This is a genomic window from Nocardia flavorosea, from assembly GCF_015477805.1.
Lineage (GTDB): Bacteria > Actinomycetota > Actinomycetes > Mycobacteriales > Mycobacteriaceae > Nocardia > Nocardia flavorosea_A.
Window position 1 is genome coordinate 215096 of sequence record NZ_JADLQL010000005.1, and the last position, 24732, is coordinate 239827.

21 protein-coding genes are annotated in these 24732 nt (G+C 69.8%); 6 read left to right on the forward strand and 15 right to left on the reverse strand.

Annotated features, from left to right (window positions below; genetic code table 11):
* Positions 1-18: 18 nt before the first annotated feature.
* The 15 genes from ftsZ to IU448_RS22665 all read right to left on the reverse strand — a co-directional run bounded on the left by ftsZ (position 19) and on the right by IU448_RS22665 (position 18924).
* Entirely contained in the window at positions 19-1311 is a 1293-nt protein-coding gene (ftsZ, locus tag IU448_RS22595; RefSeq protein WP_195057671.1) for a cell division protein FtsZ, read from the reverse strand.
* Between the two features lie 385 nt (positions 1312-1696).
* On the reverse strand, positions 1697-2329 hold the full coding sequence (locus IU448_RS22600) for a cell division protein FtsQ/DivIB (protein ID WP_280457869.1): 633 nt from the start codon (positions 2327-2329) through the stop codon (positions 1697-1699).
* Positions 2330-2395: 66 nt separating this feature from the next.
* The gene (gene murC, locus IU448_RS22605) at positions 2396-3835 is read right to left on the reverse strand and encodes a UDP-N-acetylmuramate--L-alanine ligase (protein WP_228814060.1); all 1440 of its coding nucleotides are present in this window, start codon (positions 3833-3835) and stop codon (positions 2396-2398) included.
* A gap of 68 nt (positions 3836-3903) precedes the next feature.
* Positions 3904-4998, reverse strand: coding sequence for an undecaprenyldiphospho-muramoylpentapeptide beta-N-acetylglucosaminyltransferase (gene murG / locus IU448_RS22610; RefSeq protein WP_324188697.1), 1095 nt, complete (start codon positions 4996-4998; stop codon positions 3904-3906).
* 77 nt (positions 4999-5075) lie between these two features.
* A complete protein-coding gene (gene ftsW, locus IU448_RS22615; protein ID WP_195057675.1) occupies positions 5076-6509 on the reverse strand; it encodes a putative lipid II flippase FtsW in 1434 nt (477 codons plus the stop codon).
* Positions 6506-7972, reverse strand: a complete 1467-nt coding sequence (murD, locus tag IU448_RS22620) for a UDP-N-acetylmuramoyl-L-alanine--D-glutamate ligase (protein ID WP_195057934.1) — start codon at positions 7970-7972, stop codon at positions 6506-6508. The genes ftsW and murD overlap by 4 nt, the downstream gene beginning before the upstream one ends.
* Before the next feature lie 49 nt (positions 7973-8021).
* Positions 8022-9098 carry a phospho-N-acetylmuramoyl-pentapeptide-transferase gene (mraY, locus tag IU448_RS22625; protein ID WP_195057676.1) on the reverse strand — a complete coding sequence of 359 codons (1077 nt, stop codon included), beginning with the start codon at positions 9096-9098 and terminating at the stop codon, positions 8022-8024.
* On the reverse strand, positions 9095-10627 hold the full coding sequence (locus tag IU448_RS22630) for a UDP-N-acetylmuramoyl-tripeptide--D-alanyl-D-alanine ligase (RefSeq protein WP_228814063.1): 1533 nt from the start codon (positions 10625-10627) through the stop codon (positions 9095-9097). The genes mraY and IU448_RS22630 overlap by 4 nt, the downstream gene beginning before the upstream one ends.
* Before the next feature lie 235 nt (positions 10628-10862).
* Positions 10863-12458, reverse strand: coding sequence for a UDP-N-acetylmuramoyl-L-alanyl-D-glutamate--2,6-diaminopimelate ligase (locus tag IU448_RS22635; RefSeq protein WP_195057677.1), 1596 nt, complete (start codon positions 12456-12458; stop codon positions 10863-10865).
* A 91-nt stretch (positions 12459-12549) separates the two neighbouring features.
* A complete protein-coding gene (locus IU448_RS22640; protein WP_416383037.1) occupies positions 12550-14427 on the reverse strand; it encodes a peptidoglycan D,D-transpeptidase FtsI family protein in 1878 nt (625 codons plus the stop codon).
* A 50-nt stretch (positions 14428-14477) separates the two neighbouring features.
* Complete coding sequence (locus IU448_RS22645; RefSeq protein WP_195057678.1) at positions 14478-15464, reverse strand: hypothetical protein; 987 nt, start codon at positions 15462-15464, stop codon at positions 14478-14480.
* Positions 15465-15696: 232 nt separating this feature from the next.
* Positions 15697-16674: a 16S rRNA (cytosine(1402)-N(4))-methyltransferase RsmH gene (gene rsmH, locus IU448_RS22650; protein WP_195057679.1), complete on the reverse strand. Its 978-nt coding sequence runs from the start codon at positions 16672-16674 to the stop codon at positions 15697-15699.
* A 273-nt stretch (positions 16675-16947) separates the two neighbouring features.
* On the reverse strand, positions 16948-17379 hold the full coding sequence (gene mraZ / locus IU448_RS22655) for a division/cell wall cluster transcriptional repressor MraZ (protein ID WP_033245100.1): 432 nt from the start codon (positions 17377-17379) through the stop codon (positions 16948-16950).
* Between the two features lie 473 nt (positions 17380-17852).
* Positions 17853-18287 (reverse strand): DUF3040 domain-containing protein, encoded by a 435-nt coding sequence (locus IU448_RS22660; protein WP_195057680.1) that lies wholly within the window; start codon positions 18285-18287, stop codon positions 17853-17855.
* A gap of 193 nt (positions 18288-18480) precedes the next feature.
* A complete protein-coding gene (locus IU448_RS22665; protein WP_228813930.1) occupies positions 18481-18924 on the reverse strand; it encodes an SAV_6107 family HEPN domain-containing protein in 444 nt (147 codons plus the stop codon).
* Positions 18925-19122: 198 nt separating this feature from the next.
* Between IU448_RS22665 and IU448_RS22670 the strand changes: the two genes are divergently transcribed.
* The 6 genes from IU448_RS22670 to IU448_RS22695 all read left to right on the forward strand — a co-directional run bounded on the left by IU448_RS22670 (position 19123) and on the right by IU448_RS22695 (position 24627).
* Positions 19123-19737 carry a GNAT family N-acetyltransferase gene (locus tag IU448_RS22670; RefSeq protein WP_195057681.1) on the forward strand — a complete coding sequence of 205 codons (615 nt, stop codon included), beginning with the start codon at positions 19123-19125 and terminating at the stop codon, positions 19735-19737.
* Positions 19734-21299: a phytoene desaturase family protein gene (locus IU448_RS22675; protein WP_195057682.1), complete on the forward strand. Its 1566-nt coding sequence runs from the start codon at positions 19734-19736 to the stop codon at positions 21297-21299. Before IU448_RS22670 ends, IU448_RS22675 begins: the two co-directional genes overlap by 4 nt.
* Complete coding sequence (locus IU448_RS22680; RefSeq protein ID WP_195057683.1) at positions 21296-22138, forward strand: carotenoid biosynthesis protein; 843 nt, start codon at positions 21296-21298, stop codon at positions 22136-22138. Before IU448_RS22675 ends, IU448_RS22680 begins: the two co-directional genes overlap by 4 nt.
* 16 nt (positions 22139-22154) lie before the next feature.
* Complete coding sequence (locus IU448_RS22685) at positions 22155-22931, forward strand: LppM family (lipo)protein (protein ID WP_195057684.1); 777 nt, start codon at positions 22155-22157, stop codon at positions 22929-22931.
* Positions 22928-24166, forward strand: a complete 1239-nt coding sequence (locus tag IU448_RS22690) for a glycosyltransferase (protein ID WP_195057685.1) — start codon at positions 22928-22930, stop codon at positions 24164-24166. Before IU448_RS22685 ends, IU448_RS22690 begins: the two co-directional genes overlap by 4 nt.
* Before the next feature lie 101 nt (positions 24167-24267).
* Positions 24268-24627, forward strand: coding sequence for a hypothetical protein (locus IU448_RS22695; RefSeq protein WP_195057686.1), 360 nt, complete (start codon positions 24268-24270; stop codon positions 24625-24627).
* Positions 24628-24732 lie beyond the last annotated feature (105 nt).

Below are 24732 nucleotides of genomic sequence, written 5' to 3' on the forward strand. Positions count from 1 at the left end.
CGGCCCGGCCGCGCCGGGTCAGCGGCGCATGAAATCCGGTACATCGACGTCGTCGTCATCGTCGGGGAGATCCGACGACGGCTGGATATGCGACCGGGTGTTGTGTGCGAGGGTCGGGTCCACCGGCGGGCGGCTGCGTTCGGTATCGCGGTAACTCGGCGCCGGGCCGCGCGCGATCGACGAACCGGTATCGGACGACCGGATGGACGCGGACTCCTCGGAGTGACCGCGGGCCGCGCCGAGTTCGGCAGTACGGGAATGGCCGAGTTCGGCACTGCGTGCGGACTGCGCGGAGATCTCCGCCGTCCGCCCGGAACCGAGCGATCCCCGGCTGCTCGCCGTATCGAATGTGCGTCTGGTCGGGCCGCCGCCGTCGAATCCCGCGGCGATAACGGTCACCCGGACCTCGTCGCCGAGTGAATCGTCGATCACCGTACCGAAAATGATGTTGGCCTCGATATGAGCGGCTTCCTGCACCAGCGACGCAGCCTCGTTGATCTCGAACAATCCGAGATCCGAGCCGCCGGCGATCGAGAGCAGTACGCCGTGCGCACCGTCCATCGAAGCCTCCAGCAGCGGCGAGTTGATCGCCGCCTCGGCCGCTTTCACCGATCTGCCCTCGCCGCGGGAGGAACCGATACCCATCAACGCGCTTCCGGCGCCCGACATCACGCTCTTGACGTCGGCGAAGTCGACGTTGATCAGACCGGGGGTGGTGATGAGATCGGTGATGCCCTGCACACCGTTGAGGAGTACTTCGTCGGCGGAACGGAAGGCGTCCATCAGACTCACTGCCGCATCGCCGAGCTGCAGCAGCCGATCGTTGGGGATCACGATCAGCGTATCGCAGGATTCGCGCAGCATATTGATGCCGACCTCGGCCTGGTTACCGCGGCGTTTGCCCTCGAACGAGAACGGCCGGGTGACCACACCGATGGTCAGCGCACCCAGTTTGCGCGCGATGCTCGCGACCACGGGGGCCCCGCCGGTACCGGTACCGCCACCTTCGCCGGCGGTCACGAATACCATATCGGCGCCCTTGAGCACCTCTTCGATCTCGTCCTTGTGATCCTCGGCGGCCTTGCGGCCGACTTCCGGGTCGGCGCCCGCGCCGAGTCCCCGGGTGAGCTCACGCCCGACATCGAGCTTCACGTCGGCATCGCTCATCAGCAGTGCCTGGGCGTCGGTGTTCACCGCGATGAACTCCACGCCCTTCAGGCCCTGCTCGATCATTCGGTTGACGGCGTTCACGCCGCCGCCGCCGATACCGACGACCTTGATCACGGCAAGGTAGTTGTGCGGGGGCGTCATGAGCTCTCGCCTTCCTTCGATCCAAAGTCTGTCGTTTCCGGATACCCCGTACCGGTCCGTGTGATCGCAATCCGCGAACCGCGGTCCGGGCGAACCCTGAACCTCAACCATAGGGTTGGAGTTATGTCAAGTATCCGACTGGTGCCGAACGCTATTCGCCGCCGTCTCGATCCGCTCGCAGGCGCGCCGAGACGATCAGCAGTTTCTTCGGCGAACTCGCCGCCGACCCGGCGGTGCCCGTCGTATCGTGAACGGTTGCCGTACGGCCCGCGCCCACATCGTGGTACGCCCCCGGCACCCGCGGCAGGTAATCGCCGCGCGATCGTCCGGGGACGCCGCGAGGCGGCGGACCGGACAGGGCCGAACCGAACAAGATTGCTGGAGTTCATCTTACCGTGACCAGACTGGGACTCGAGACGTCGAACACGGTTCCCGGACGCGTCAGCAGCGGTAGCACCACCGCCGATTTGCGTTCGCCGTCCTCGCTGCTGCCCCACAGTACCGTGCGACCGTCGCGCAGTGTCAGCGAAATATCCGAGACGGTTTCGGCATGCACGGTGTCCACCTGCACCGTCAATTCCGGCGGCAGCGCTCTCGCCACGGCAACCGCCGCCCGGGTCAGTACATCGGCACTGCCCGGCTTCTCGGTCACCAGTTCCGGCACCCCGATCGGCGCCGGTTCGATGGCGTACTCGATCCCGTCCGCGTCCAGTAGATGCGCGCCCTCGGCGGTGTCGTAATACAGCACCGGAGTTCGCGGTTCGATCCGCACCCGCACCGTCGAGGGCAGCACCCGTTGCACGCGGACACTGCGCACCTTCGGAATAGTGGCCACGCGCTGGGCCATTGCGGCGGTATCGATCCGCAGAATCGATCCCTGGTCCGGGATCTGCAGCAGTTCCCGGATACGATCCTCCGGGATCGCGCCCGCCCCCTCGATCCGCACCTCGCGTACCGACAGCATCGGTGAGAACCACGCCAACGCGGCGAAGGTGATCACCAGTGCTACCGCGGGCACCGCCCACAACCGGAAACGCCGTGACCGGAACATCCCGAATCGCCGCGTCCCGGATCGCACTCCGCGTCACCGCCCGTACTGCGGACGTGCGCGTAGTCCGTCCAGGATCTGGCTGCCGAGCATGGTGACATCTCCGGCGCCCATCGTGATCACCACATCGCCGGGCTGGGCCAGCCCGGCCACCTGCCGGCCCACCCGCGACATATCCGGTTGGTAGTGCACGGGTTTGCCGACCGCCTGGGCGACCAGCGCACCGTTGACACCGGGTAACGGCTCCTCCCGCGCCCCATACACATCGAGGACCACGACCTCGTCGGCCAGGTCGAGGGCGGACCCGAATTCGGCGGCGAAAGTCGCGGTGCGGCTGTACAGGTGCGGCTGGAAGACCACGATCACCCGGCCGCGGCGCGACCGCGCGCCGTCGCGGGCCTCCTGGTCCACCAGTTCCGCGGCGGCGCCGAGCACGGCGCGGACCTCGGTGGGATGGTGGGCGTAATCGTCGAAGACGCGGACACCGTTCTCCCGGCCCACGAACTGGAAACGGCGATGCACCCCGCCGAAACCCTCCAGCCCCTGGATGATCTCGTCGATATCGGCGCCCGCGGCCCGCGCCGCCAGCAGCGCCGCCAAGGCGTTGAGCGCCATATGGCGGCCCGGCACCGACAGTCGCAGAGTACGCGGCGCGGGTTCGCCGGTGAGCTGGAACTGGGCGATACCGCCCACATCCCGCGGTTCCCAGCTGTGCAGCCGGACCCCGACCGGGACCGGCGCATCGGGCAGATCACCGGACCCGTAACCGAGCACCCCGACACCGCGTTCGGCCAGCCGCGGCCCGACCCGTTCGGCCAGTGCCCGCGCGCCGGGATCGTCCAGGCACACCACCAGCAGGCCGCCCGTGGTGAGCCGGTCGGTGAAATCGTCGAATACCTGCACATAGGCTTCGTCGGAGCCGAAGAAGTCGAGATGGTCGGATTCGATATTGGTGACCACGGCGACATCCGGGTCGTACTGCAGCAGCGAACCGTCGCTCTCGTCGGCCTCGGCGACGAAGGTGGCACCGCTGCCGTGATGGGCGTTGGTGCCCGCCTCGTTGAGTTCACCCCCCACCGCGAACGACGGGTCCAGCCCGCAGTGCTGCAACGCGACGATGAGCATCGACGTAGTGGAGGTCTTACCGTGGGTTCCCGAGACGAGCAGGGTGCGATGACCGTTCATCAAGGCGGCCAGGACGGCCGGCCGCAACAGCACCGGAATATCGCGGCGCCGGGCCTCGACCAGTTCGGGATTGGTTTTGGGAATGGCGGCGTAGGTCGTCACCACCACCGTGGGACCGCCCGGCAGCAGATCCAGGGCGCCGGCGTCGTGACCGATACGCACCTGTGCCCCGCGGGCCCGTAACGCCAGCACACCGCGGCTCTCCTTGGCATCGGAGCCGGAGACCGCACCCCCGCGCGACAACAGGATCCGGGCGATCCCCGACATCCCGGCGCCACCGATTCCGACCATATGCACCCGGAGCAGTTCCGGCGGAAGTGTGCCCGGTCCGGCGGGAGCCGCCGCCACCTGGTCCTCGCTCACCGGCCCGCCGCCCGCAACACGATCCGCGCGACCTCGTCGGCGGCATCGCGGTGGCCGGCGCCGGCCGCGGCGCGGCCCATCTCGGCAATGCGTGCAGGATCCGTGAGCAGCGGTATCACCTCGTCGATCACATATTTCGCGGACAGTTCCGGGTCACCGACGATTCTGCCACCACCGGCGGCGACAACGGGCCGGGCGTTGAGTTCCTGTTCGCCGTTTCCGTGTGGAAGCGGCACATACACGGCAGGTAGGCCCACCGCCGATACTTCGGCGACGGTCATCGCGCCGCTGCGGCAGACGGCCGCGTCGGCGGCCGCATAGGCCAGATCCATCCGCGAAAGATAGGGCACCGCGACGTAGGGGGCGCGGGGGTCCGGGGACGGCACCTCGAGGGTGTTCTTGGGACCGTGCGCGTGCAGCACCGAGATACCGGCCGCGGCCAGTTGCGGCGCGGCGCCGGAAATCGCGTCGTTGATCGACCGCGCGCCCTGCGACCCGCCGAACACCAGCAGCACCGGCCCCTCGGCAGGTAGCCCGAAATGGTCGCGGGCCTGCGCCCGCAGCCCGGCCCGGTCCAGTGAGGTGATCGCCGAACGCACCGGGATCCCGACGACGTCCGCGGCCAGTCCAGAATCCGGTACCGCCGCGAGAACCCGGGTCGCGCGGCGGGCGCCGACCTTGTTCGCAATACCGGCTTTGGCATTGGCCTCGTGCACCACGACCGGTACCGCACGCCGGCGGCGCAGCACACCGGGACCGGCGGCGAGATACGCCGGCAATGCGACGTAACCGCCGAAACCCACGATCACGTCGGCGTCGACCGCGTCGATGATCTCCCGGGTACGCGCCACGGAAGCCCGCACCCGGCCCGGCAACCGCAGCAGATCCATACTCGGTTTCCGCGGCAGCGGCACCGGCGGAATCAGCTCCAGTGGATAGCCGCGCTCGGGGACCAGGGTCGTTTCCAGACCGCGCTGGGTACCCAGCGCGGTCACCCGGGTGCCCGGGGCCAGCCGGCGCAGGGCATCGGCCACGGCCAGGGCCGGTTCGATATGTCCCGCGGTGCCGCCGCCGGCGACGATCACCGATATCCCGTCCGCGCGCGGCGCCGAACCGTCCCGGCCCGCTTCCGGCCGGGTCGAATCCTCGTGGGCGGACTGAGCTGCGCTCACCTGTACTTTCCCCGTTCTCGTCCGTGTGTCACCGAATAGCTGGGTTCCCAGGCCCGCGTCGCCCGCAGCGTATCGGTACCGCGACTGTTGGCCCGGGTGCGGGTACGCGGCCGGTCACCGTCGCGCGGGGTCGCGCGGGCGGGTGATCTGTCGCCCGCGGCCGGCGTACCCGAACGCGACCGGGGCGGATGGTAGATCTCCGGTTTGGGCAGGCGCAGCAGCCGGCTGACCCGGCCGTCCTGCCCGGCATGCAGGGCCGCCACCGCCTCGGGTTCGTGCCGGGCGGCGTTGGCGATGATGCCGAACATCAGCAGGGTCAGCGCCAGCGACGAACCACCGGCCGAGACCAGGGGCAACTGCAGCCCGGTAACCGGCAGCAGGCCGACCACGTATCCGATATTGATGAGTGCCTGCCCCGTGATCCAGGTGGTGGCGGTGGCGGTGAGCAACCGCAGGAAGGGGTCCACCGAGCGTGCCGCGATCCGCAAACCGGTGTAGACGAACAGCGCGAACAGCCCCAATACCAGCGCACAACCCAGAAATCCCAGCTCCTCACCGATGATGGCGAAGATGAAATCGTTGTGCGAGTTGGGCAGATAGCTCCATTTGGCGCGGCTCTGGCCCAGTCCGCGTCCCCACAGCCCGCCGTCGGCGAGCGAGTACAAAGCCTGACGGGCCTGATAGTTGATGCCCTGTGGATCGTCGCCGGGATTGAAGAAGGCCCGCATCCGGTCGGAACGGTATCCGGCCGACAGCGCCAGTACCAGGGCGGCGACGGCCCCGGAGGTGAGAATGGCGAGGAACAGCCGCAGCGGCAGACCGCCGAACCACAGCAGCGCCAAGAGCACGATACCCATCGCGATGGTGGTGGAAAGGTTCGGCTGCAGCACGATCAGCAAGCAGACCAGCAGCCCGGCAGGCACCAGCGGGACCAGGATGTTCTTGAGCCCGCCCGGATCGTTCGCGGCGCGCGCCGCCGCGCGCCGCGAGACCAGCAGGTGGGCGCCCCAGACCACGAAGGTCACCTTCACGACCTCGGAGGGCTGGATCGAGAACAGGCCGAGGTCGATCCAGCGGCGCGCGCCGTTGACCGTACTGCCCACTCCGGGAATCAGCACCAGCACCAGTAACAGCACCGATACGGCGAACAGCGGAAAGGACACCTGCCGCAACCAGCGCAGCGGGATCCGCAGTGCCAGATAGAACAGCACGGCGCCGATCACCGCGTACATGGCTTGCTGTACGAACAGCGCGTACGCCGATCCACCGTCCGCGTAGGATTCGACGCTCGACGCCGACAGCACCATCACCAGTCCCAGCACGGTGAGCAGGGTTGCGATGGTGAGCACCAGGTGGAACGAGGCGAGCGGTCGCGCCAGCCAGGCGCCGAACCGGCCGGCCTGCACCTGTCGCGTACCGCGCGGTCTCATAACCGCCGCCCGAGGTCCTCGTCCTTCAGCTCCTCGACCGCGCCGGCGAAACTGCGGCCCCGGTGGGTGTAATCGGTGAACATATCCAGCGACGCCGCGGCCGGTGCCAGCAGCACGGTATCGCCCGGTCCGGCGAACGCCGCCGCCTCCCGCACCGCGCGGGCCATGACCGCGTCGGCGATATCGGTATCCCGCGTGCCGGTGATCGCTTCGTTCCTGAGGGTCCGACCCATGCCGGAATGGTCTCGCGTATCCAACTCCACGACGGGGACTTCCGGCGCGTGTCGCGCCAGCGCGGCCGCGAGCACGGGGGCGTCCACACCGAACAACACCACGGCGACCAGGCGCTCGGCCACCTCCTCCACCAGATCCTCGACACCGGCGCCCTTCAGCTGACCACCGGCCAGCCAGACCACATGCTGATGGCCCAGGATCGACGAACGCGCGGCATGCGGGTTCGTGGCCTTGGAATCGTCGACGAACTCGACCCCGCCCAGTTCCCGCACCAGCGCCGACCGATGCGGGCCGACCTTGTGCTCCACCAGCCCTTCCCGGACGAACTGCGGTGCGACGTCGATCGCCCGCGTGAGCGCGGACGCGGCCAGGGCGTCGGCGATTCCGGCCGGACCGGGTGGGCTGATCTCTTTGGCCTCGGCCAGGATCGCCGCCTTGGTGAACGCGCGGTCGAGGAGTTTGCCGTCGACGACGCCGAGTTCGCCGTCGGCGGGCACACCGATTCGGAAACCCACGGTGCGGCGTGCCTTGGACCGGCGGGCCAGGCCCGCCGCGATGGGATCGTCGAGTCCGACGATCCCGATCCGGCCCAGCAGAGCCCGCGCCTTGGCCGCGGCGTAGGCGTCGAGGCCGCCGTGCCAGTCCAGATGGTCCTCGGCCACGTTGAGCACCACACCGGCCTCCGGGCGCACCGAGGGCGCCCAGTGCAACTGGAACGAGGACAATTCCACCGCCAGTACCTGCGGACCGGGGTTGCGGCGCAACGCGTCGAGAATGGGCAGGCCGATATTCCCGCAGGCCACGCTCGGGATACCGGCGGCCCGCAGGATGGAATGGGTCATCGCGGTGGTGGTGGTCTTACCGTTGGTTCCGGTGACCACCAGCCATTTCCGGACCGGACCGTAGAGCCGGGCCTGATCCACCCACCAGGCGAACTCCACATCGCCCCAGACCGGGATGCCCTCGGCCACCGCCGAGGCGAGTACGGGCGAATCCGGCCGCCAGCCCGGGCTGGTGATCACCAGCGCGAACCGTGACCAGTCGGTGCTCTCCAGTTCGGGTGCCGGGGCGATATCGAGCCCCAGTTCGGCCGCCTCGGCCAGCGCGTTCGCCCCGTTGTCGGTGACCACCGGGCGGGCGCCGATATCGCGCAGCGGCGCGATCAGCGATCGGCCCGACACTCCCCAGCCGGCGACCAGGACCTCCCGGCCGCGTAAGAATTCCAGCATGGGCCCCGGCGAACGCAGGGCCCGCGGTGCATGATCCTCCATCGTCAGCTCACCCGACCGCCGAGAGATATTCGCTGTAGAACAAGGCGAGCCCGGCTGCCGAGGCCATTGCGGCCAGCAACCAGAACCTGATGATCACCGTGGTCTCTGCCCATTTGCTCAGTTCGAAATGATGATGGAACGGGGCCATCTTGAACAACCGGTTGCGAGTGGTGCGGAAAACCGCGACCTGCAGCGCCACCGACGCCGCCTCGGCGACGAACAGCGCGCCGATGACGACCATCAGCAGTTCGGTGCGGGTGGTGACGGAAATTCCGGCGAGCAGACCGCCCAGCGCCAGCGAACCGGTATCGCCCATGAAGATCTTGGCGGGCGCGGCGTTCCACCAGAGGAATCCGATACACGCCGCGGTCCCCGCCGCGCAGACCAGCGCCAGATCCAGCGGGTCGCGCACGTTGTAGCAGCCGGTTTCGGGTTTGGTCTCGCACGAGTGGTAGTACTGCCAGAACGTGATGACCACATAGCCGCCCAGCACCAGGCTCATCGACCCGGCGGCCAGACCGTCCAGGCCGTCGGTGAGGTTCACCGCGTTCGACCAGGCCACGACGATGAAGCAGATGAAGGCCAGGAACACCACCACGCTCATGGTGACGGTGTTGATATCGCGCACATACGACAGTTGCCGGCCGGCCGGGGTCAGCCCGTTACCACCCGGGAACTGGAGGGCCAGCACACCGAACACGACCGCGGCGGTGACCTGTCCCAGGTACTTACCCGCGGCCGTGAGCCCGAGGTTGCGGCCCTTGCGGATCTTGATGAAATCGTCGATGAAGCCGACCACGCCCAGCGCCGTGGCCAGGCCGAGCACCAACAGCGCGGAGGCGGTGGGCCCTTCGGCGTCGTAGCCGATACCGATCAGATGCGAGCCGAGGTACCCGGCCCACATACCGATGATGATCGCGACCCCACCCATCGTGGGGGTGCCGCGCTTGGACTGGTGGCTGGCCGGTCCGTCGACCCGGATCTCCTGCCCGAAACCGCGCCGGGCGAATATCCGGATCAGCAGCGGGGTCAACAGGATCGACACCGTCAGTGCGATCGCCGCCGCGAACAAGATCTGTCTCAACGCACTGCCTCCGTGCCTGCCCCATCGGCGGCCGAGCCGCCCGGCGCCGACGTACCGGCACCCGTGTTCTTGCTTCCCGCGGCCAGCAGCTTCTCGGCCACCGCCCACAGTCCGACCGACTGCGATGCTTTCACCAGCACCACATCACCTGCTTCGACTTCGGCGTCGAGCAACCGTACGGCCGCTTCGATATCCGGGACGAGCACCGACTCCTCACCCCATGAGCCTTCCATGACCGCTCCCTGGTGCATGCCCCGGGAGGGCCGTCCGGTGCCGACCACGATGAGCCGGTCCACATCCAGGCGGACCGCCAGCCGGCCGATACCGTCGTGTTCGACCACCGATTCCGGGCCCAGTTCGGCCATCTCCCCCAGCACCGCCCAGCTGCGGCGCGGTGTGTCACCCGACCGGGCCATGGTGACCAGCGCTTTGAGCGCGGCGCGCATGGAATCGGGGTTGGCGTTGTACGAATCGTTGATCACCGTGACCCCGGTGGCACCGGTGCGCACGTCCATCCGGCGGGCCGAGGCCGCACGGGCCCCGGCGAGTGCGGCGGCGAGCGTGTCGAGATCGGCGCCGCATTCGAGCGCCACCGCGGCCGCCGACAGCGCGTTGCCCACCTGGTGTTCGCCGTGGACGGCCAGGGTGATGTCGCGGTCGCCGTGCGGGGTGCGCAGGGTGAACGAGGCGCGGGCCTGCTCGTCGAGCGTGATGGCTTCGGCTCGGATCTGTGCCGCGGGGCCCTGACCGACCATCACCACCCGCGCCGACGTCCGCGCGGCCATCGCACTGACCTGTGAATCGTCGGCGTTGAGAACGGCCAGCCCGGTTCCGGGCAGCGCCTCCACCAGCTCGCCCTTTGTCTTGGCGATCGCCTCCCGGCTGCCGAATTCGCCGAGATGGGCGGTGCCGACGTTGAGCACCACACCGATACTCGGGGGCGCCACCCGGGCGAGCGCGGCGATATGGCCCGGGCCGCGGGCCGACATCTCCAGCACCAGGAACCGGGTGTCCGGACCGGCGCGCAGCGCAGTCCACGGATGCCCGAGTTCGTTGTTGAACGATCCCGGCGGGGCCACGACCGGACCGAGCGGAGCCAGGACCGCCGCCAGCAGATCCTTCGTCGAGGTCTTCCCGGAGGAACCGGTGACACCGATAACGGTCAGTCCGCCCGCGGCGACCAGTCGCTGTACGCTCGCCCGGGCCAGCGCGGCCAGCGCCGCCAAAACCGCGGCACCGGAACCGTCGGAATCGTGTTCGAGAGCAAGCGCATTCGACGACCCGGCCGGTACCGGCGGGACGACGACGGCCGCAACACCGACCGGCCGGGCGGCCAATACCGCCACAGCCCCCGCCGCCAGCGCGGTCGCCGCGAAATCATGGCCGTCGACCCGTTCTCCGGGCAGCGCGACGAAAAGACCGCCGGGACCGATACGGCGCGAATCGAATTCGACCGTACCGGTGACCGTCACCTCGGGATCGCCGACATCGTACAGCCGGCCGCCCACGATCTCGGCGACCTCCCGCAAGGTGAATCCGGCCGGGACCGGACCCGCGGCCGTGCCGGGGTCCGGTGTCTCGGTGGGTTCCTGGTTCACCGACCACCGCCAGAAATGATCCCGTCCGTACGCGGTCTGCACCGGTAGCCGACTCCGCCGGCCCAGCCACGACCATGACCACGCTCCGGCAGCGACGACCGCCCCGCCCGCGCTTCGACCGCGCCGGACCCTGCTCCGCGTATACCGCGCCTCGAGATGATGTCGATCATGGAATCGTCATGTCCTCCGCATTCGCACCCTGCGGACGGTCCGGCCGGGTCGACGCGATCGCCGCGGTGAGCGCCTCCCGGTCGTCGAACGGATATTTCACGCCCTGGATCTCCTGTCCAACCTCATGTCCTTTACCAGCCACCAGCACCACGTCCCCGGCGCGCGCCCAGGCCACAGCGGCCTCTATCGCCGCCGTCCGGTCGCCGATATCGCGCACCTCACCGCGCTGTTCGGCGGGCACACTCTGTGTCCCCGCCACCAGAGCCGCGCGGATCGCGGCCGGATCCTCGCTGCGCGGATTGTCGTCGGTGACGATCAGCAGGTCTGCGCCCCGCGCCGCGGCCGCGCCCATCAGTCCACGTTTGCCGGTATCGCGATCGCCGCCGGCGCCCACTACCACCGCCAGCCGGCCCGCGCCGCCCGCGGCGGCCAGATGGGCACGCAGGGTCGCGATCACCGATTCCACGGCGGCCGGTTTATGCGCGTAATCCACCAGGGCCAGGAAGTCCTGCCCCCGATCCACCCGCTGCATCCGGCCCGGTACGTCCACGGTGGCCAGCGCGGGGGCGGCGGTGGCCGGATCGACCCCGGCCGCCGCGCATACCGCGAGGGCGAGCAGTCCGTTGGCGACGTTGTAGTCACCCGGCAGCCGCAACCGCACCGTCGTCTCCCCGGCGGGCCCGGCCGCGGTGAACTCCTGTTCACCGCCGTGCATGCGCGCGGGCCCGGCCAGCGACCAGTCCGCCGGGCCGGTCGTACAAACCCGCACCGGTGCGGCCAGGCCGTCGGCGAGCCGGCGCCCCCACGCATCGTCGATGTTCACCACCGCGGTACGCGCCGCCACCGGCGAATCCGGTTCGAACAACCGGCGTTTGGCGGCGAAATAGTCTTCGAAATCGGCGTGGAAATCCAGGTGGTCCTGCGACAGGTTCGTGAACGCGCCCACCGCGAATCGCACACCGTCCACCCGGCCCAGCGCCAGCGCGTGACTGGACACCTCCATCACCACGGCGTCCACGCCCTGTTCGACCATCAGCGCGAAGATGGCGTGCAATTGCGGCGCTTCGGGCGTGGTGAGCGCACTGGGTACCCGACGGCCGCCGATCCGGGTCTCGATGGTGCCGATCAGCGCCGTGGCGCGGCCCGCGGCGGCAAGTCCGGCCTCCACCAGATAGGAGGTGGTGGTCTTACCCGAGGTGCCGGTGATCCCGACGATGGTCAGCCGTTCCGACGGATGGCCGTAGATCGCCGCCGACAGCTCGCCCAGCACGGCGCGCGGGTTCTCCCGCACCACCACCGGCACCCCGAGATCACCCGCCACCTCGGCGCCGGCGGGATCGGTCAGCACCGCGACCGCGCCGCGCGCTACCGCGTCCGCGGCGAACCGGGCGCCGTGCGCCCGCGAACCGGGTAGTGCGGCGAAGAGATCACCGGGTAGGACAGCGTCGGAGCGCTGCTCGATACCGGTGATCCGCAGGTCGGCGGGTATCGCCGGCCGGGGGTCGGCGACGATCGTTTCGAGCAGATCGGACAGCGGTGTCGACGGCGGCCGGGCGGGCCGCAGCACGTGCTGGCTGGACTGCGCGGGCACGGGGTTCCTCTCTGCATGATGAAGCGCGCGGATACGACGACGAGTCAGGTTACCGACGCCGCGTCCGGACCGAGCAAGCCGGTTCGCCGAATCACGACGCCTGCAGGACGAACTGTTGTTCCGGTTGCCGCGACGGCGGTATCCGATCGCGCTGCAACGCCCAGGAGGCGATATCGTGGAACAGCGGCGCCGCCGACTGTCCACCGCCACCGTCGGAGCTGCGTTGCGGAGCGTCCAGCATCAATCCGATCACGTACCGGGGATCGTCCGCGGGTGCGATACCGGCGAAGGTTATCCAGTACGAATCGCTGGAATAGCAGCCGCAGTCCGGGTCCACCTGCTGTGCGGTTCCCGTCTTGCCGGCGATCCGGTATCCCTCCACCGCCGCCGCGGCGCCGGTACCCATCTGGATACCGGTCGGGTCGTTCTGAACCACCGACTGGAACATCGTCCGCACAGTGCGGGCCGTCTCCGGACTCACCACCCGCACCCCTTCGGGCGCCGGCTCTTCGGTACGCGAATCGTCCGGTGCGACCGTCGCGCGGACGATCCGGGGCGGCACTCGCACCCCGTCGTTCGCAATGGCCTGGTACATACTCGTCATCTGCAATGTCGTCATCGAAAGCCCCTGCCCGATGGGCAGGTTCGCGAAAGTGCCGCCCGACCACTGATCGCGGGCGGGCAGCAGGCCCGGGCTCTCCGCGGGCAAGCCGACCCCGGTCCGCTGGCCCAGGCCGAATCGGTCGAGCATATCGGCGAACCGGTCCTCCCCGATGCGCTGCGCCAGCATCAAGGTGCCGACATTGGAGGATTTCCCGAAGATCCCGGTGGTGGTGTAGGGCTCGACGCCGTGCTCCCAGGCATCACCGACGGTCACCCCGGACATCTGGATTTCGCCGGGAACCTGATGCACTTCGTGTGGATCGGTCAGGCCGTATTCGATGGCGGCCGCCGCGGTCACCACCTTGTTCACCGAACCGGGTTCGAACGGCCGGGTCACCGAAGGGTTGTCCAGTCCGGCCGGATCCCAGTGCTCGGGGCCCAGGGCGGGGTTGAACGTATTGTCGTTGGCCATCGCGAGGACCTGGCCGGTTTTGGCGTCCAGTACCACCGCGGACGCCGATTTCGCGCCCGATCGGTCCTTGGCCTGCTGAATCTGCTGCTGCACGTAGTACTGCAGGTACGAGTCGATGGTGAGTTCGATATCGTTGCCGTCCACCGCGGGCTGGCGGTCACGCCAGCTCCCCGGGATGACCGCGCCGTCCGAGCCGCGATCGTAGGTGTAGGAACCGTCGGTGCCGGCCAGTACCGAATCGAGGGCGCCCTCGAGCCCGACCCGGCCGTGCCCGTCCCATCCGGTGGCGCCGACGATATTCGCCGCGAGCGAGCCGCCGGGATATTCACGCAGGTCCTGCCGTTCCGACCCGACCTCGGGGAACTTCGCGGTGATGGTATCGGCTTTGCGTGGATCGACATTGCGGGCCAGATATACGAACGGTTCGTCACTCCGCAGTTTCGCCAGGAGCTCGTCCTCGTCCGGCCCCTCCGGGCCGAGCACGTCGTGCACTGTGCGCGCGATCTCCTGAAGGCGTTCATCGGGCTCGGGAGCCGTATCGTCGGCGGCCCGGGCATCGGCGAGATCCTTGCGCACCCGCACCGGCTGGAAGCTCAACGCCTGGGCGATCACCGTGAGCGCCAGCGATTTCCCGTGCCGATCGGTGATGGTCCCGCGCGTAGCGGGCAGATCCTGGTACGTGGTCCGCTGCCCGGCGGCCTGCGCGGAAAGCGCGGGTGCGGAAATGGTCTGGATCCACAACAGCTGCAACGCCACCACGGTCAGCGCGACGAGCATGATCACCCGGCCCACGCCCAGCCGGATCCGTACCGGTCCGTCCTTCTTCGACCCGCGCGAACGGACGGGCCGGCGGGCGGCGGGGGCCGGACGGGCCTTCGCCGCATCTCGGTTCACCGCGGTACGGGACTTCGGCGCGCCGCGCCCGCGTCCCGACCCGCGCCGATTCACCGCATCTCCTCCCCGGCAACCGCTCCCGGGGCTCCCGCGGGCGCCCCGGCCGGAGCCGGTGGCGGTACGGCCGCGCCGCCGTCACCGGCAGCCGGACCTTCCCCGGTGACCGACGCGCCCGGGGGCGGCGGTACGGCCGGGGCCGAGGTTTGGTTCGCACTCACCGTGCCCGGCGCCGGTACGCCGGCCGGGCCCGGTTCGACCGGTGCCGCGGCGTCGTCCACCGGAGCGGGTGCTCCCGGACCCGGAACAGCGGGCAATTCCGGCTCGTCTCCCGTGCCCGGAGCAACCGGCGCACCGGTGTTCTCCGGCGCGGGGGCCGCGTCTACGGGCGAGTGTCCCGGTACCGGCGCGCCCCCCGGGGCCGGCACCGGCTGCGGATCCACGCCCGGGGCAGCCAGCACATCGCCCTGGCCGGGATTCGCGGCAGGTGCGGGCGGCGGGACCGGTACCGGAACCACCCGCTCCCCCGGGTCGGCACCGTTGGGGGGGACCGCCCGCGGCGGCGTGTTCAGCGGCGGTGCGGGCGGGCCCTGCGCGGGGGCGGGCTCACCGATCACCGTGATCGTTCCGTCCGGCGCCACCACCAGGCGGGCGGGGTCGTCGGCGGGGATCATGCCGAGTTCCCGGGCGCGGGCGGCGAGTTCGGGGGCGGAATCGGCCGCGGCCACTTCCCGCTGCAACGCCGCACGTTCGTCGGAGAGCACTCGGTTGGCCTCACGGGCGTCGCTGAGCTGGTAGCTGTCTTCGGCGGCGCGTGTCGTCAGCACCAGAGTCAGCGCGAGTCCGCAGCCGAACATGGCCAGGATCGCGGCGACGAACGGTACCCGCCCGGTCAGTTCCGAACCGGCCGGTGCGGCCGGTATCGTGGCCCGTTGCCGCCGTCGCTCGTAGGCCCGCTGCGCCGCACCGGATTTCACCCGCTCGGCGCTGTGTGCACGCCGGGCCGGCCGCCCGATTTCGGTACGTGTTCCCACACTCATACCAGACACCCCCGTATCGGTGTGATGGCTCGCGACCTCCTGGCGCGAGCCCCTGTGCTGTATCCGTCCGTTGTGCCCGACCGCTGCTCCTCCGATACCGCCGGGTATTCGCTCACGTTGCGATACGCCCGTATCGCATACACCTTGTAGTACCCGAAATACCGTTCGCGGACAATCGGTTTCGCCGCCGCCGGACAAGGCACGGCATGCAGGGGCGGTCGGAGACACCGGCTCATCCCGCCTCCTGCACGATCTTCTCCGCGGCCCGCATCCGTACTGGCGCCGCGCGCGGGTTGTCCTCGATCTCCGCGGCACTCGCCTGCTCGGCGCCACGGGTCAGGATCCGGAACAGCGGGCCCATGCCGGGCAGCTCGACCGGAAGATCCACGGGTGTGCGTGATTTCGCCCGCTCCGCCAACTCGTGTTTGACCACCCGGTCCTCGAGCGATTGATACGACATGACGACGATCCGCCCGCCGGGGCACAACGCCTCCAGCGCGGCGGGCAGCGCGGCCCGCAACGACTCCAGTTCGGCGTTCACCTCCACCCGCAGCGCCTGGAACGTGCGTTTGGCCGGATGCCCGCCGGTCCGCCGGGCGGCCGCAGGGATACTGTCGTAGAGCAGGCTCACCAGTTCGGCGCTGGTGCGGAACGGCTGCCGGGCGCGGCGACGGACGACCTCCGCCGCGATCCGGCTCGCGAAACGTTCCTCGCCATAGGTTTTCAGCACCCTGGCGAGTTCACCGTGACTGTATGTGTTGAGCACATCGGCGGCAGTGGGACCGGTGGTGGGATCCATCCGCATATCCAGCGGAGCGTCCACCGAATAGGCGAAACCGCGCTCGGCTTCGTCCAATTGCATGGACGAGACACCGAGATCCATGAGCAGGCCGTGCACCGACCCGCTGGCAGGCAGCCCCGCCTCGGCGAGCGCCTCGGCTATCCCGTCGTAGCGGGTGTGCACCAAGGTGATCCGGTCCTGGAAAGGCCGTAACCGTTCGGCGGCGTGCGCCAGCGCCTCGGTATCCCGGTCCAGCCCTACCAGGCGCAGTGCCGGATGGGTCCGCAGAAAGTATTCGGCATGGCCCCCCAGACCGAGAGTGGCGTCGAGGTATACCGCATCGGGCCGGTCGAGTACCGGGTCGAGCAACTCTGCCGCGCGTGTGAGCAGAACAGGGACGTGTCGCGTGCCGTGCTGCTCACGGTTCACCTGACCTCCCGGAATTGTGCCTTGCCGGCGGAACGACCGGCTTCGGGTCGTATCGGACCGTGGCGCCGACGTGGACGCCGTCGCCGAACCGGTGCGGAAATATGCGTGAGATGCGGCGCCGCCACCGCGACGGGGGCAGCCACAGAATCTGCGACAGAAGGAAATCGGTGACCGAACGAATGCCGCGGGGTCTCTGACCGAAGCGGCACCTGGCGTCGGGGAAGTACGTCAGGGTCCGCATCCGGGCAGAGGCCGCGTGGCACTCGCCGCGGGCTAGAAGATTCCGCCCAGTGCCTCGTCTCTCGCTTGCGCGTAGTCCTCCTCGTGTTCGGCGAGGTAGGTCTCCCACGCCTGCTTGTCCCAAATCTCCAGGAAGTCCACCGAACCGATGACCGTGCAGTCGCGGGTGAGGTTGGCGTACCGGCGATGCTCGGCCGACAATACGATTCGGCCCTGCGTATCCAGCCGCTGTTCGTCGGTTCCCGCCGCCAACGCCCGGATGAAGGCCCGCGCCTGGGGATTGCTCCGGGATGCCGAAGCAGCTCGCCGGGCGAGCGCACTGAACTCTTCCTTCGGATAGACGGCCAGGCTGTGGTCCTGCCCTTTGGTGACCATCAACCCTCCCGCCAGATCGTCTCGAAACTTTGCGGGCAACGTGAGTCGCCCCTTGTCGTCCAGCCGAGGTGTGTAAGTACCGAGAAACAACCCGATACCTCCTACCGGACCACCTCGAATGGTGTTGGCCGGCTGGGCCGGCCGAGCGCCTTACGGCCTCTCCTGTAGTGCGCGCTCCACATTACCCCACTTTCCCCCACTTTCAATCGAAACACGGGGTGATGTGGCTCCCCGGTCTGCGGATTTCGCAGGTCACCCCAGCTATCACCGGCCGAGCGAACTTTTCGCGCGTTCTGCCTCCTTGCGCGCGTCCGCGTGCCATGAGCCGGACAGCGCCCGTCAACTTCCAGCAAACCCCCTGTTCACGCGCCGTGGCGGCGATCGGTGGGGCGTGGTGGAGGGCACCGGTGGGGGGAAGTGGGAAGAGGTGGTCGCGACCCGCGACGGAGGCGCCGCAGCGGCCGGCCGGACCGAAGCCGGACATGCGCGTGCAGCGATGCCGCACCGGCTCCGGTGCGGCATCGCTGTACGCGCAATATGTGAGAAGTTCGCCCGGCGGCGGACTACTCCTGTTCGAACCTTCTACGGAACCGGTCTTCCATCCGCTCGGTGAACCCACCGGAGCGGCGTTGCCGGCCGCGGCCGCCGGGCCGCGACGACGATCCCGACGCGGCCGGCGGATCGTTCGGGGACGTACCGCCCCCACCGACCGGCCCCCCCTTCGTTCCGCCGAGCAGGACCAGCACTCCCGCACCGAACATCACGATGAATCCGATCAGACTGATGATCGGGAAACCACCGGGCCGCACCGGTAAGGCGATACCGGCGATCAGCAGGACGAGACCGAGTACGAACAGGGCCGCGGCCTGGAGCCGGCGGCGACTCGACGGCGTACGGAAGCGTCCACCGCGGACGGACGACGCAAACTTCGGATCCTCAGCATAGAGAGCGCTCTCGATCTGTTCGAGCATGCGCTGCTCGTGCTCGGAGAGTGGCACGGTACCTCCCCCGGCACTAGGACGTGGCTGTCGCCTCCGGGTAGGCGACAGATAACCCCTTGGCGGCTATCTGCCATCAATGATACGAGTTCCCCCAGAGCCGTACCACCATATGGGTACAGCCGAACGAACTTCGTGATCGCAGCGAGCCCGGCCGGTGGCGAAAGCCGTGGTCGGCGACGTGCGCGCGGCGTTATGCCTGGCGTGGCGTGTCGTTCCCGTCGCCGGCGGCCCGCAGCCGCGCCGCCGGCGCGATCAGATCCTCCACATCGTGCAGGAACGCGCCCACCCGTGCGTAGAACTCATCGGCCCGGCTCTCGTCGATTTCGCGCGCAAGCCCGGCCTCCAGCGCGGCGCGGGTCGCGGAATGGCCGCTGAAATAATCCGCCCACATCACGAATTCGGGTGCGGCGCGCTGCAGCATCACCCAGGCGTTACGCGAGCGTGCCCGCGGCGCGGTATCGGCGCCGGTGAGTGCCAGCACCGCCCCCGCCCCGCGCAGCGCGGCCAGATACGCGACGCGGAATCGCTCCCGCGGGTCGCTTTCCCCTGCCGCCTCCATCAACAGTCCGTCGGCGCGTTGCAGCAACATCCCCGCCCGGCCCGATTGACCCGGGTGAACGTTTCGATCCGCCATGGCCGTTCCTCCGTATCTCCCCCGCCGACCCCCGCGGCGGTCCGCCGGTATGGCAGGCTGAGCGTGCACCGTGGGGGGCCGAACAGGTATTCGAACGTTTGGCTCGAGCTTGAATATAGAGACGACCACCGACATGTTCGCCCGCCGGAAAGTCCAGCTCCGCCCCGGCCGACCGCGAAAGAACCCACCGATACCGCAATGACCGCCGTCAAACCCAACCATCTCCCCGCCCCGGTCGTCGTCGACCTCTCGGTAGCCGCCCTGCGCGCCCGGCTCCACGATGCGCTGTCGGTGTATGTCGCGGCCATGGACTATCCGCGCGGCACCGAACACCATCGTGCCCCGATGTGGACCGAGCACACCCAGCGCGCCGGCTGGCAGGCGGTCGCGGCGGTGGTCCCCGAGGACAACGGTGGCTTCGATGTGCGGACCTCGCCCCTCGTGGCGGTCGCCTACGGTTATCGCGGCGGACCACACCAGTGGTGGCAGCAGCAGGTGCACGCGGGGATGCGCCGGGCCCGCTGGCCGGAAGCCGCGACCCAGCAGCTGCTCGGCGACTATTTCGAACTCACCGAACTGCATGTGCACCCCAGCGCGCAGGGCCGCGGTATCGGCGCGATCCTGCTCCGGAGACTGCTGCGCGACCGGACCGAACGCGCCGTGCTGCTGTCGACCCCTGAGGTATCGGCCGAGGACAACCGCGCCTGGCGGCTCTACCGGCGGATGGGCTTCCAGGACGTACTGCGCGATTTCGTGTTCGCCGGCGACAGCCGCCGCTTCGGCATTCTCGGCCGGCCGCTTCCGCTGCCATGACAGTGGTGGTCGTCGGTTCCGGGCACAACGCGCTGGTCGCCGCGTGTTATCTGGCCCGGGCGGGTCGCCCGGTGCGAGTACTGGAACGTGACAGCGTCCTGGGTGGCGCGGTATCGACCGTGGAGCGCTTCCCCGGCCATCGCGTGGACCGCGGATCGTCGGCGCACCTCATGATCCGGCATACCGGCATCATCGAAGAATTGGAGCTGGACCGGTTCGGTCTGCGCTATCTCGACTGCGACCCGTGGGCCTTCGTTCCCGCCTGTCCCGATACCGGGGCGGCCCCCATCGTCTTCCACCGCGACCTCGACCGCACCTGCGCGTCCGTGACCACCGCCTGCGGTGCCCGCGACGCGGCCGCCTACCGGCGTTTCGTGGCGGTCTGGGAACCGCGCGCACGCCGGGTGATGCGCTCGTTCGGCGGCGCCCCCGCACCGGGCCATCTCCTGCGCTCGTTCTGGGGCCTGGACGCCCGTGCCGGCGGTAGCGCCCTGTCCCGGGAGTTCCTGCAGACCGGCGACGCGCTGCTGGACAGCTGGTTCGACAATGAGCGGCTCAAGGCCGCCCTGGCCTGGTTCGGTGCGCAATCGGGCCCGCCGATGTCGGAACCGGGGACCGCGCCGATGGTGGGGTTCGCAGCGCTCATGCATACGCTGCCACCGGGACGCGCGGTCGGTGGCAGCGGCGCGCTCACCGAAGCGCTCGTGGCCCGGCTGCGCGCCGACGGCGGGGAGATCGTGGCCGATGACGCGGTCACCGCGCTCACCCGGCGCGGCGACCGGTGGCGGGTCCGCACCGCCGCCGGACGCGAGCACACCGCCGATACCGTGATCGCCGGAACCCATATCCTCACCACACTCGACCTGCTGGGCGCCGGCGGTTTCGACCCGGAAACACTGGACGGCTGGCGGCGGCGGATCCGCGTCGGGCCCGGTATCGGCATGGTGGTGCGCGCCGCGACCAGCGCACTACCGCGGTATCCGGGGGCGCCGGCCGCCGAATCCGCGACCGGTCTGCAATTGCTGGTGACCGACCGCCGGGAGTTGCGGCTCGCGCACGGCAATGCCCTCGGCGGCCGGCTCCCACCGCGGCCCGTGGTGCTGGGAATGAGTTTCAGCGCCCTGGACCCCGGTATCGCACCGGCCGGAGAGCATCAGCTCTCGCTGTGGTCGCAGTGGCATCCCTACCGGCTCGCCGACGGCGGGCACTGGTCGGCGCACGCCGAATCCGAGGCCGACCGGATCATCGGCGAACTGGACCGGTACGCGCCCGGCGCGGCGGCGACGGTGTTGCGCCGCCATATCCAGACCCCGGTCGATCTGGAAACCGAGCTGGGGTTACGCGGCGGCAATGTCATGCATATCGAGATGAGCCTCGATCAGATGTTGCTGTGGCGGCCCCTTCCGGAACTGTCCGGGCAGCGGGTGCCCGGCGCGCCCGGCCTCTATCTGACCGGTGCCTCCACCCATCCGGGCGGCGGCGTGTCCGGGGCGAGCGGGCGGACGGCGGCGCGGCTGGTCCTGCACGACAGCCGGCGCGGGTGGCGGTGGCTGCGCAGATGAGTGCGACGGTTGCGAACCTCCGCGCGACCGACCCGCGGGAGCTGCTGCCGGCCGGTTGCCTGGTCGTGCTCATCGCGGTGCAGATCGCCTATCCGCTGACCGGTGGATCCGCCCGCGACGCCGTCACGGTGGCGGTGGTACTCGCCTCGGCCGGCACCGCCCTGGTGCATGCGACAGCGACGCGCGGGCTGCGGTACGCGGCGGGTTTCGGCGTGCTCGTTTCCGGTATCGGTCTCGCCGCCGAGGCCATCGGCACCGCCACCGGGTTCCCGTTCGGCGCCTACGACTACGCCGTCGGCCGGCTCGGTCCCGCGGTGTTCGAAGTGCCCCTGGTGGTCCCGCTCGCGTGGACCGGGGGCATTTACCCCATCTGGGTGGTCGCGGGAGTACTGTGCCGGGCGCCCGCGGCGCGGATCGCCGCCACCGCGGCAGGCGCGGTGGGCTGGGATCTGTTCCTGGACCCGCAGATGGTGGCCGACGGGCAGTGGCGGTGGGTGGATACCGATTCCGGGCTTCCCGGGCTCGCAGCCATCCCCTGGACGAACTATCTCGGCTGGTTCCTGGTGGCGGGACTCATCGCCGCCGCGTTGACCGGGTGGGAACGGACCGCCGCGCCCACCCGCCGGTTGGGCATACCGGTGCTGATGTTCCTGTGGACATGGCTGGGCTCCGCACTGGCACACGCCGTGTTCCTCGGGCTGCCGTATTCGGCCGCCTACGGCGCGGTCGGGCTGGGCCTGCTCGGCGTTCCGCTCCTGGTCCGGACGGTCCGCACCGGAACCCGGCACGACCGCGCGGCCGGCCGCGGCGCGGCCGGGCCCGTCGCATGGCGTCGGTGAGTCGCGGCCTGGCACCATGTCATCCGTGCCTTCGAGTCCCGTTACCGCGAAACCCGGCTCCCCGGTCCCTGTTCTGCGCTCGCGCCGCCTGCGGACGCGGGTGACAGCGGCCCTCGTGCTGGCCGCCCTGCTGGTCCCCGCCCTGGCCGGTTGCCTGCGGGTCCAGGCATCGATGGGGCTCTCGTCCAACGACCGGGTATCGGGCCGGATCGTGGCCGCGGTCGTACCGGAGAACAGTGAAGACAAGGGGCCGCAGTTCACCGCTCCGGAGGCGCTGGCCACCAAAGTGCGGATCGAACCGTACGATCAGGACGGTTACGTCGGCAGCGAAATCTACTTCGACGACCTGAATTTCGGTGAGGTCGAACAGCTCGGCCAGCTGTCGGAACAGGCACAGGGCCTGTTCGACCTGAAGTTCCAGCGCAACGGCGATCTGGTGAGCCTCAACGGCCGCGTCGACCTGGAAACGCTGGCCCCGCACGGTTCGGATGTGCAGTTGAGTGTGGCATTCCCGGCCCGGGTCGCCAAGACCAACGGCACCCGGGAAGGCGACGCGGTGGTCTCCTGGAAGCTGCCCGCCGGCGAGGTGAGCACGGTCCGCGCCGAGGTCGGCTACGCCGATCCGAACACCCGATCGTTCGCCGGCTGGGCCGGCATCGTCGGCGGGATCACGCTGGCGGTCGCGGCCGTCGTCGCGGCCCTGGCCTACCTGCACCGCAACCCGCCGGCCCCCGGCGCCCCGGCCGGTTTCTCGTTGCGCCGCTGGTGGGATCAGGTCAAGAACGGCGCATGAGGTTCACCGCACGGCGACGGCCGGACTCGTTCCGAGCGGCCGCACCCGCCAGGCCGGTCCTGCGGCCCTCGGCATCGCTGGTAGCCGCGGGAGCCGGGCTGGCCGCGAGCTGTGCGGTATCGACGGCCTGGAACCGGCTCACCGTGCCCCGGCTGTCACCCGGTTACACGCCGGTCACCGAGGCGGTGACGGTCTGCGTACCCGCCCGCAACGAAGCCGCCCGGATACCGGCACTGATCGGCGATCTACGCGCCCAGACCGGTATCCCGCGGCTGCGTGTACTCGTTTTCGACGACGCCTCCACCGACGGCACCGTCCGGCGCGTGCTCGAGTCGATCGACGGCGACCCCCGCTGCGCATTGCTGTACGGGACGGGCGGCCCGCCGCCGGGCTGGACCGGTAAGGCCGCGGCCTGCCGGGCGCTCGCCGATGCCGCGGAGCAGTCGGCGGACAACACCGTGCTGGTGTTCCTGGATGCCGATATCAGGCTCGCGCCGGACGCCCTCGCCGCGGCGGTGACCGAACTGCGCCGCCGGGATACCGCGCTGGTGTCGCCGTGGCCGCAGCAGCAGGCGCGGACTCTCCCCGAGCGCCTCGTGCAACCGCTGCTGTGCTGGTCGTGGTCGTCGACGCTGCCGGTGGCGTGTACGGATCGCGGGATCCGAACCTCGACCGTGGTCGCGTGCGGGCAGTTCCTGGTATTCGACGCGGATGCCTACCGGGCGATCGGCGGTCACGCGGCGGTCGCCGACAGTGCCACCGAGGACCTCGATATCGCCCGCGCGCTGCGCCGCGCCGGATACCGCACCCGGCTCGTAGCCGCCGGTGTCCTGGCGCGGACCCGAATGTACCGGGGCGGAGGCGAACTCGCGGCCGGGTACCGGCGCTGGCTGTGGTCGGCGTACGGCGGTTCGGTGCCCGCTGGGCTCGTGGTCGCGGCGGTCGCCGCCTGGGCGTACTGGTTGCCGCCCCTTGCCGCCGTGTTCGGCCGCGGCCCGGTGCGCCGGTGGGGGCTGTTCGGGTACGCCGCGGCCTGCGCCGGACGGCTGTTCTCGCGCGGGCTGGAGACCGGGCAGCGGCCGCGACCGGGCGACCTCGCGGCCGCGGCATCCCACCCAGTGGCAATAACCGCGTATTTCTTCCTGTGGGCACGCTCACACCGCGATCGCCGCCGTAACGCTCTGACCTGGAAGGGACGCCCGCTCGAGGCCGGAAAAGGGTTGGACTCTCGCTGATTCCCGGTCTTGTGCCCGGTGTTCCCGCGGCCGGATGATGAACCGGCCCGGACCGATCGGCGGGCAACAGGCCCTTTCCGGCCGGGTTCGAGGAGGCTCGTATGACCATCGCCATCCATCCCAGTGTCGATACCGACTGGGCACACTGGCACCGCCGCTACTCGACCCGTCTGCACAGCGCCCACCGTGAACTCGTGCCGCTCGCGCAGCACAGCCTCGGCGAATCTCCCGCGCAACTGCCCGGCGTCCCGGGCACCTGGTGGGTCGTCGACGGCCGGGTGTTCGTCGCCGCCAAACCGGGCGACCGGCTGGACCACAACGGCGCGCGGATCGCCGGAATCGAAATCCTCGATCCCGCGAACGGCACCCCCGGACTGCTCCTGCGCCACGACAACCACGCGATCGAGGTGCTCCGGCAGGGCGAACGGACAACGATCCGCGTCCACGCCCCGATCGACTGACCCGTCCACCCATTCCGGGACCGGCTTTTCTCGACGCCTCGAGCGTGCCGCCGGCCGCGGTGCCGCGCACTCGGGTCACAGCTGTCCCGGGTGGCGTAACCCGAT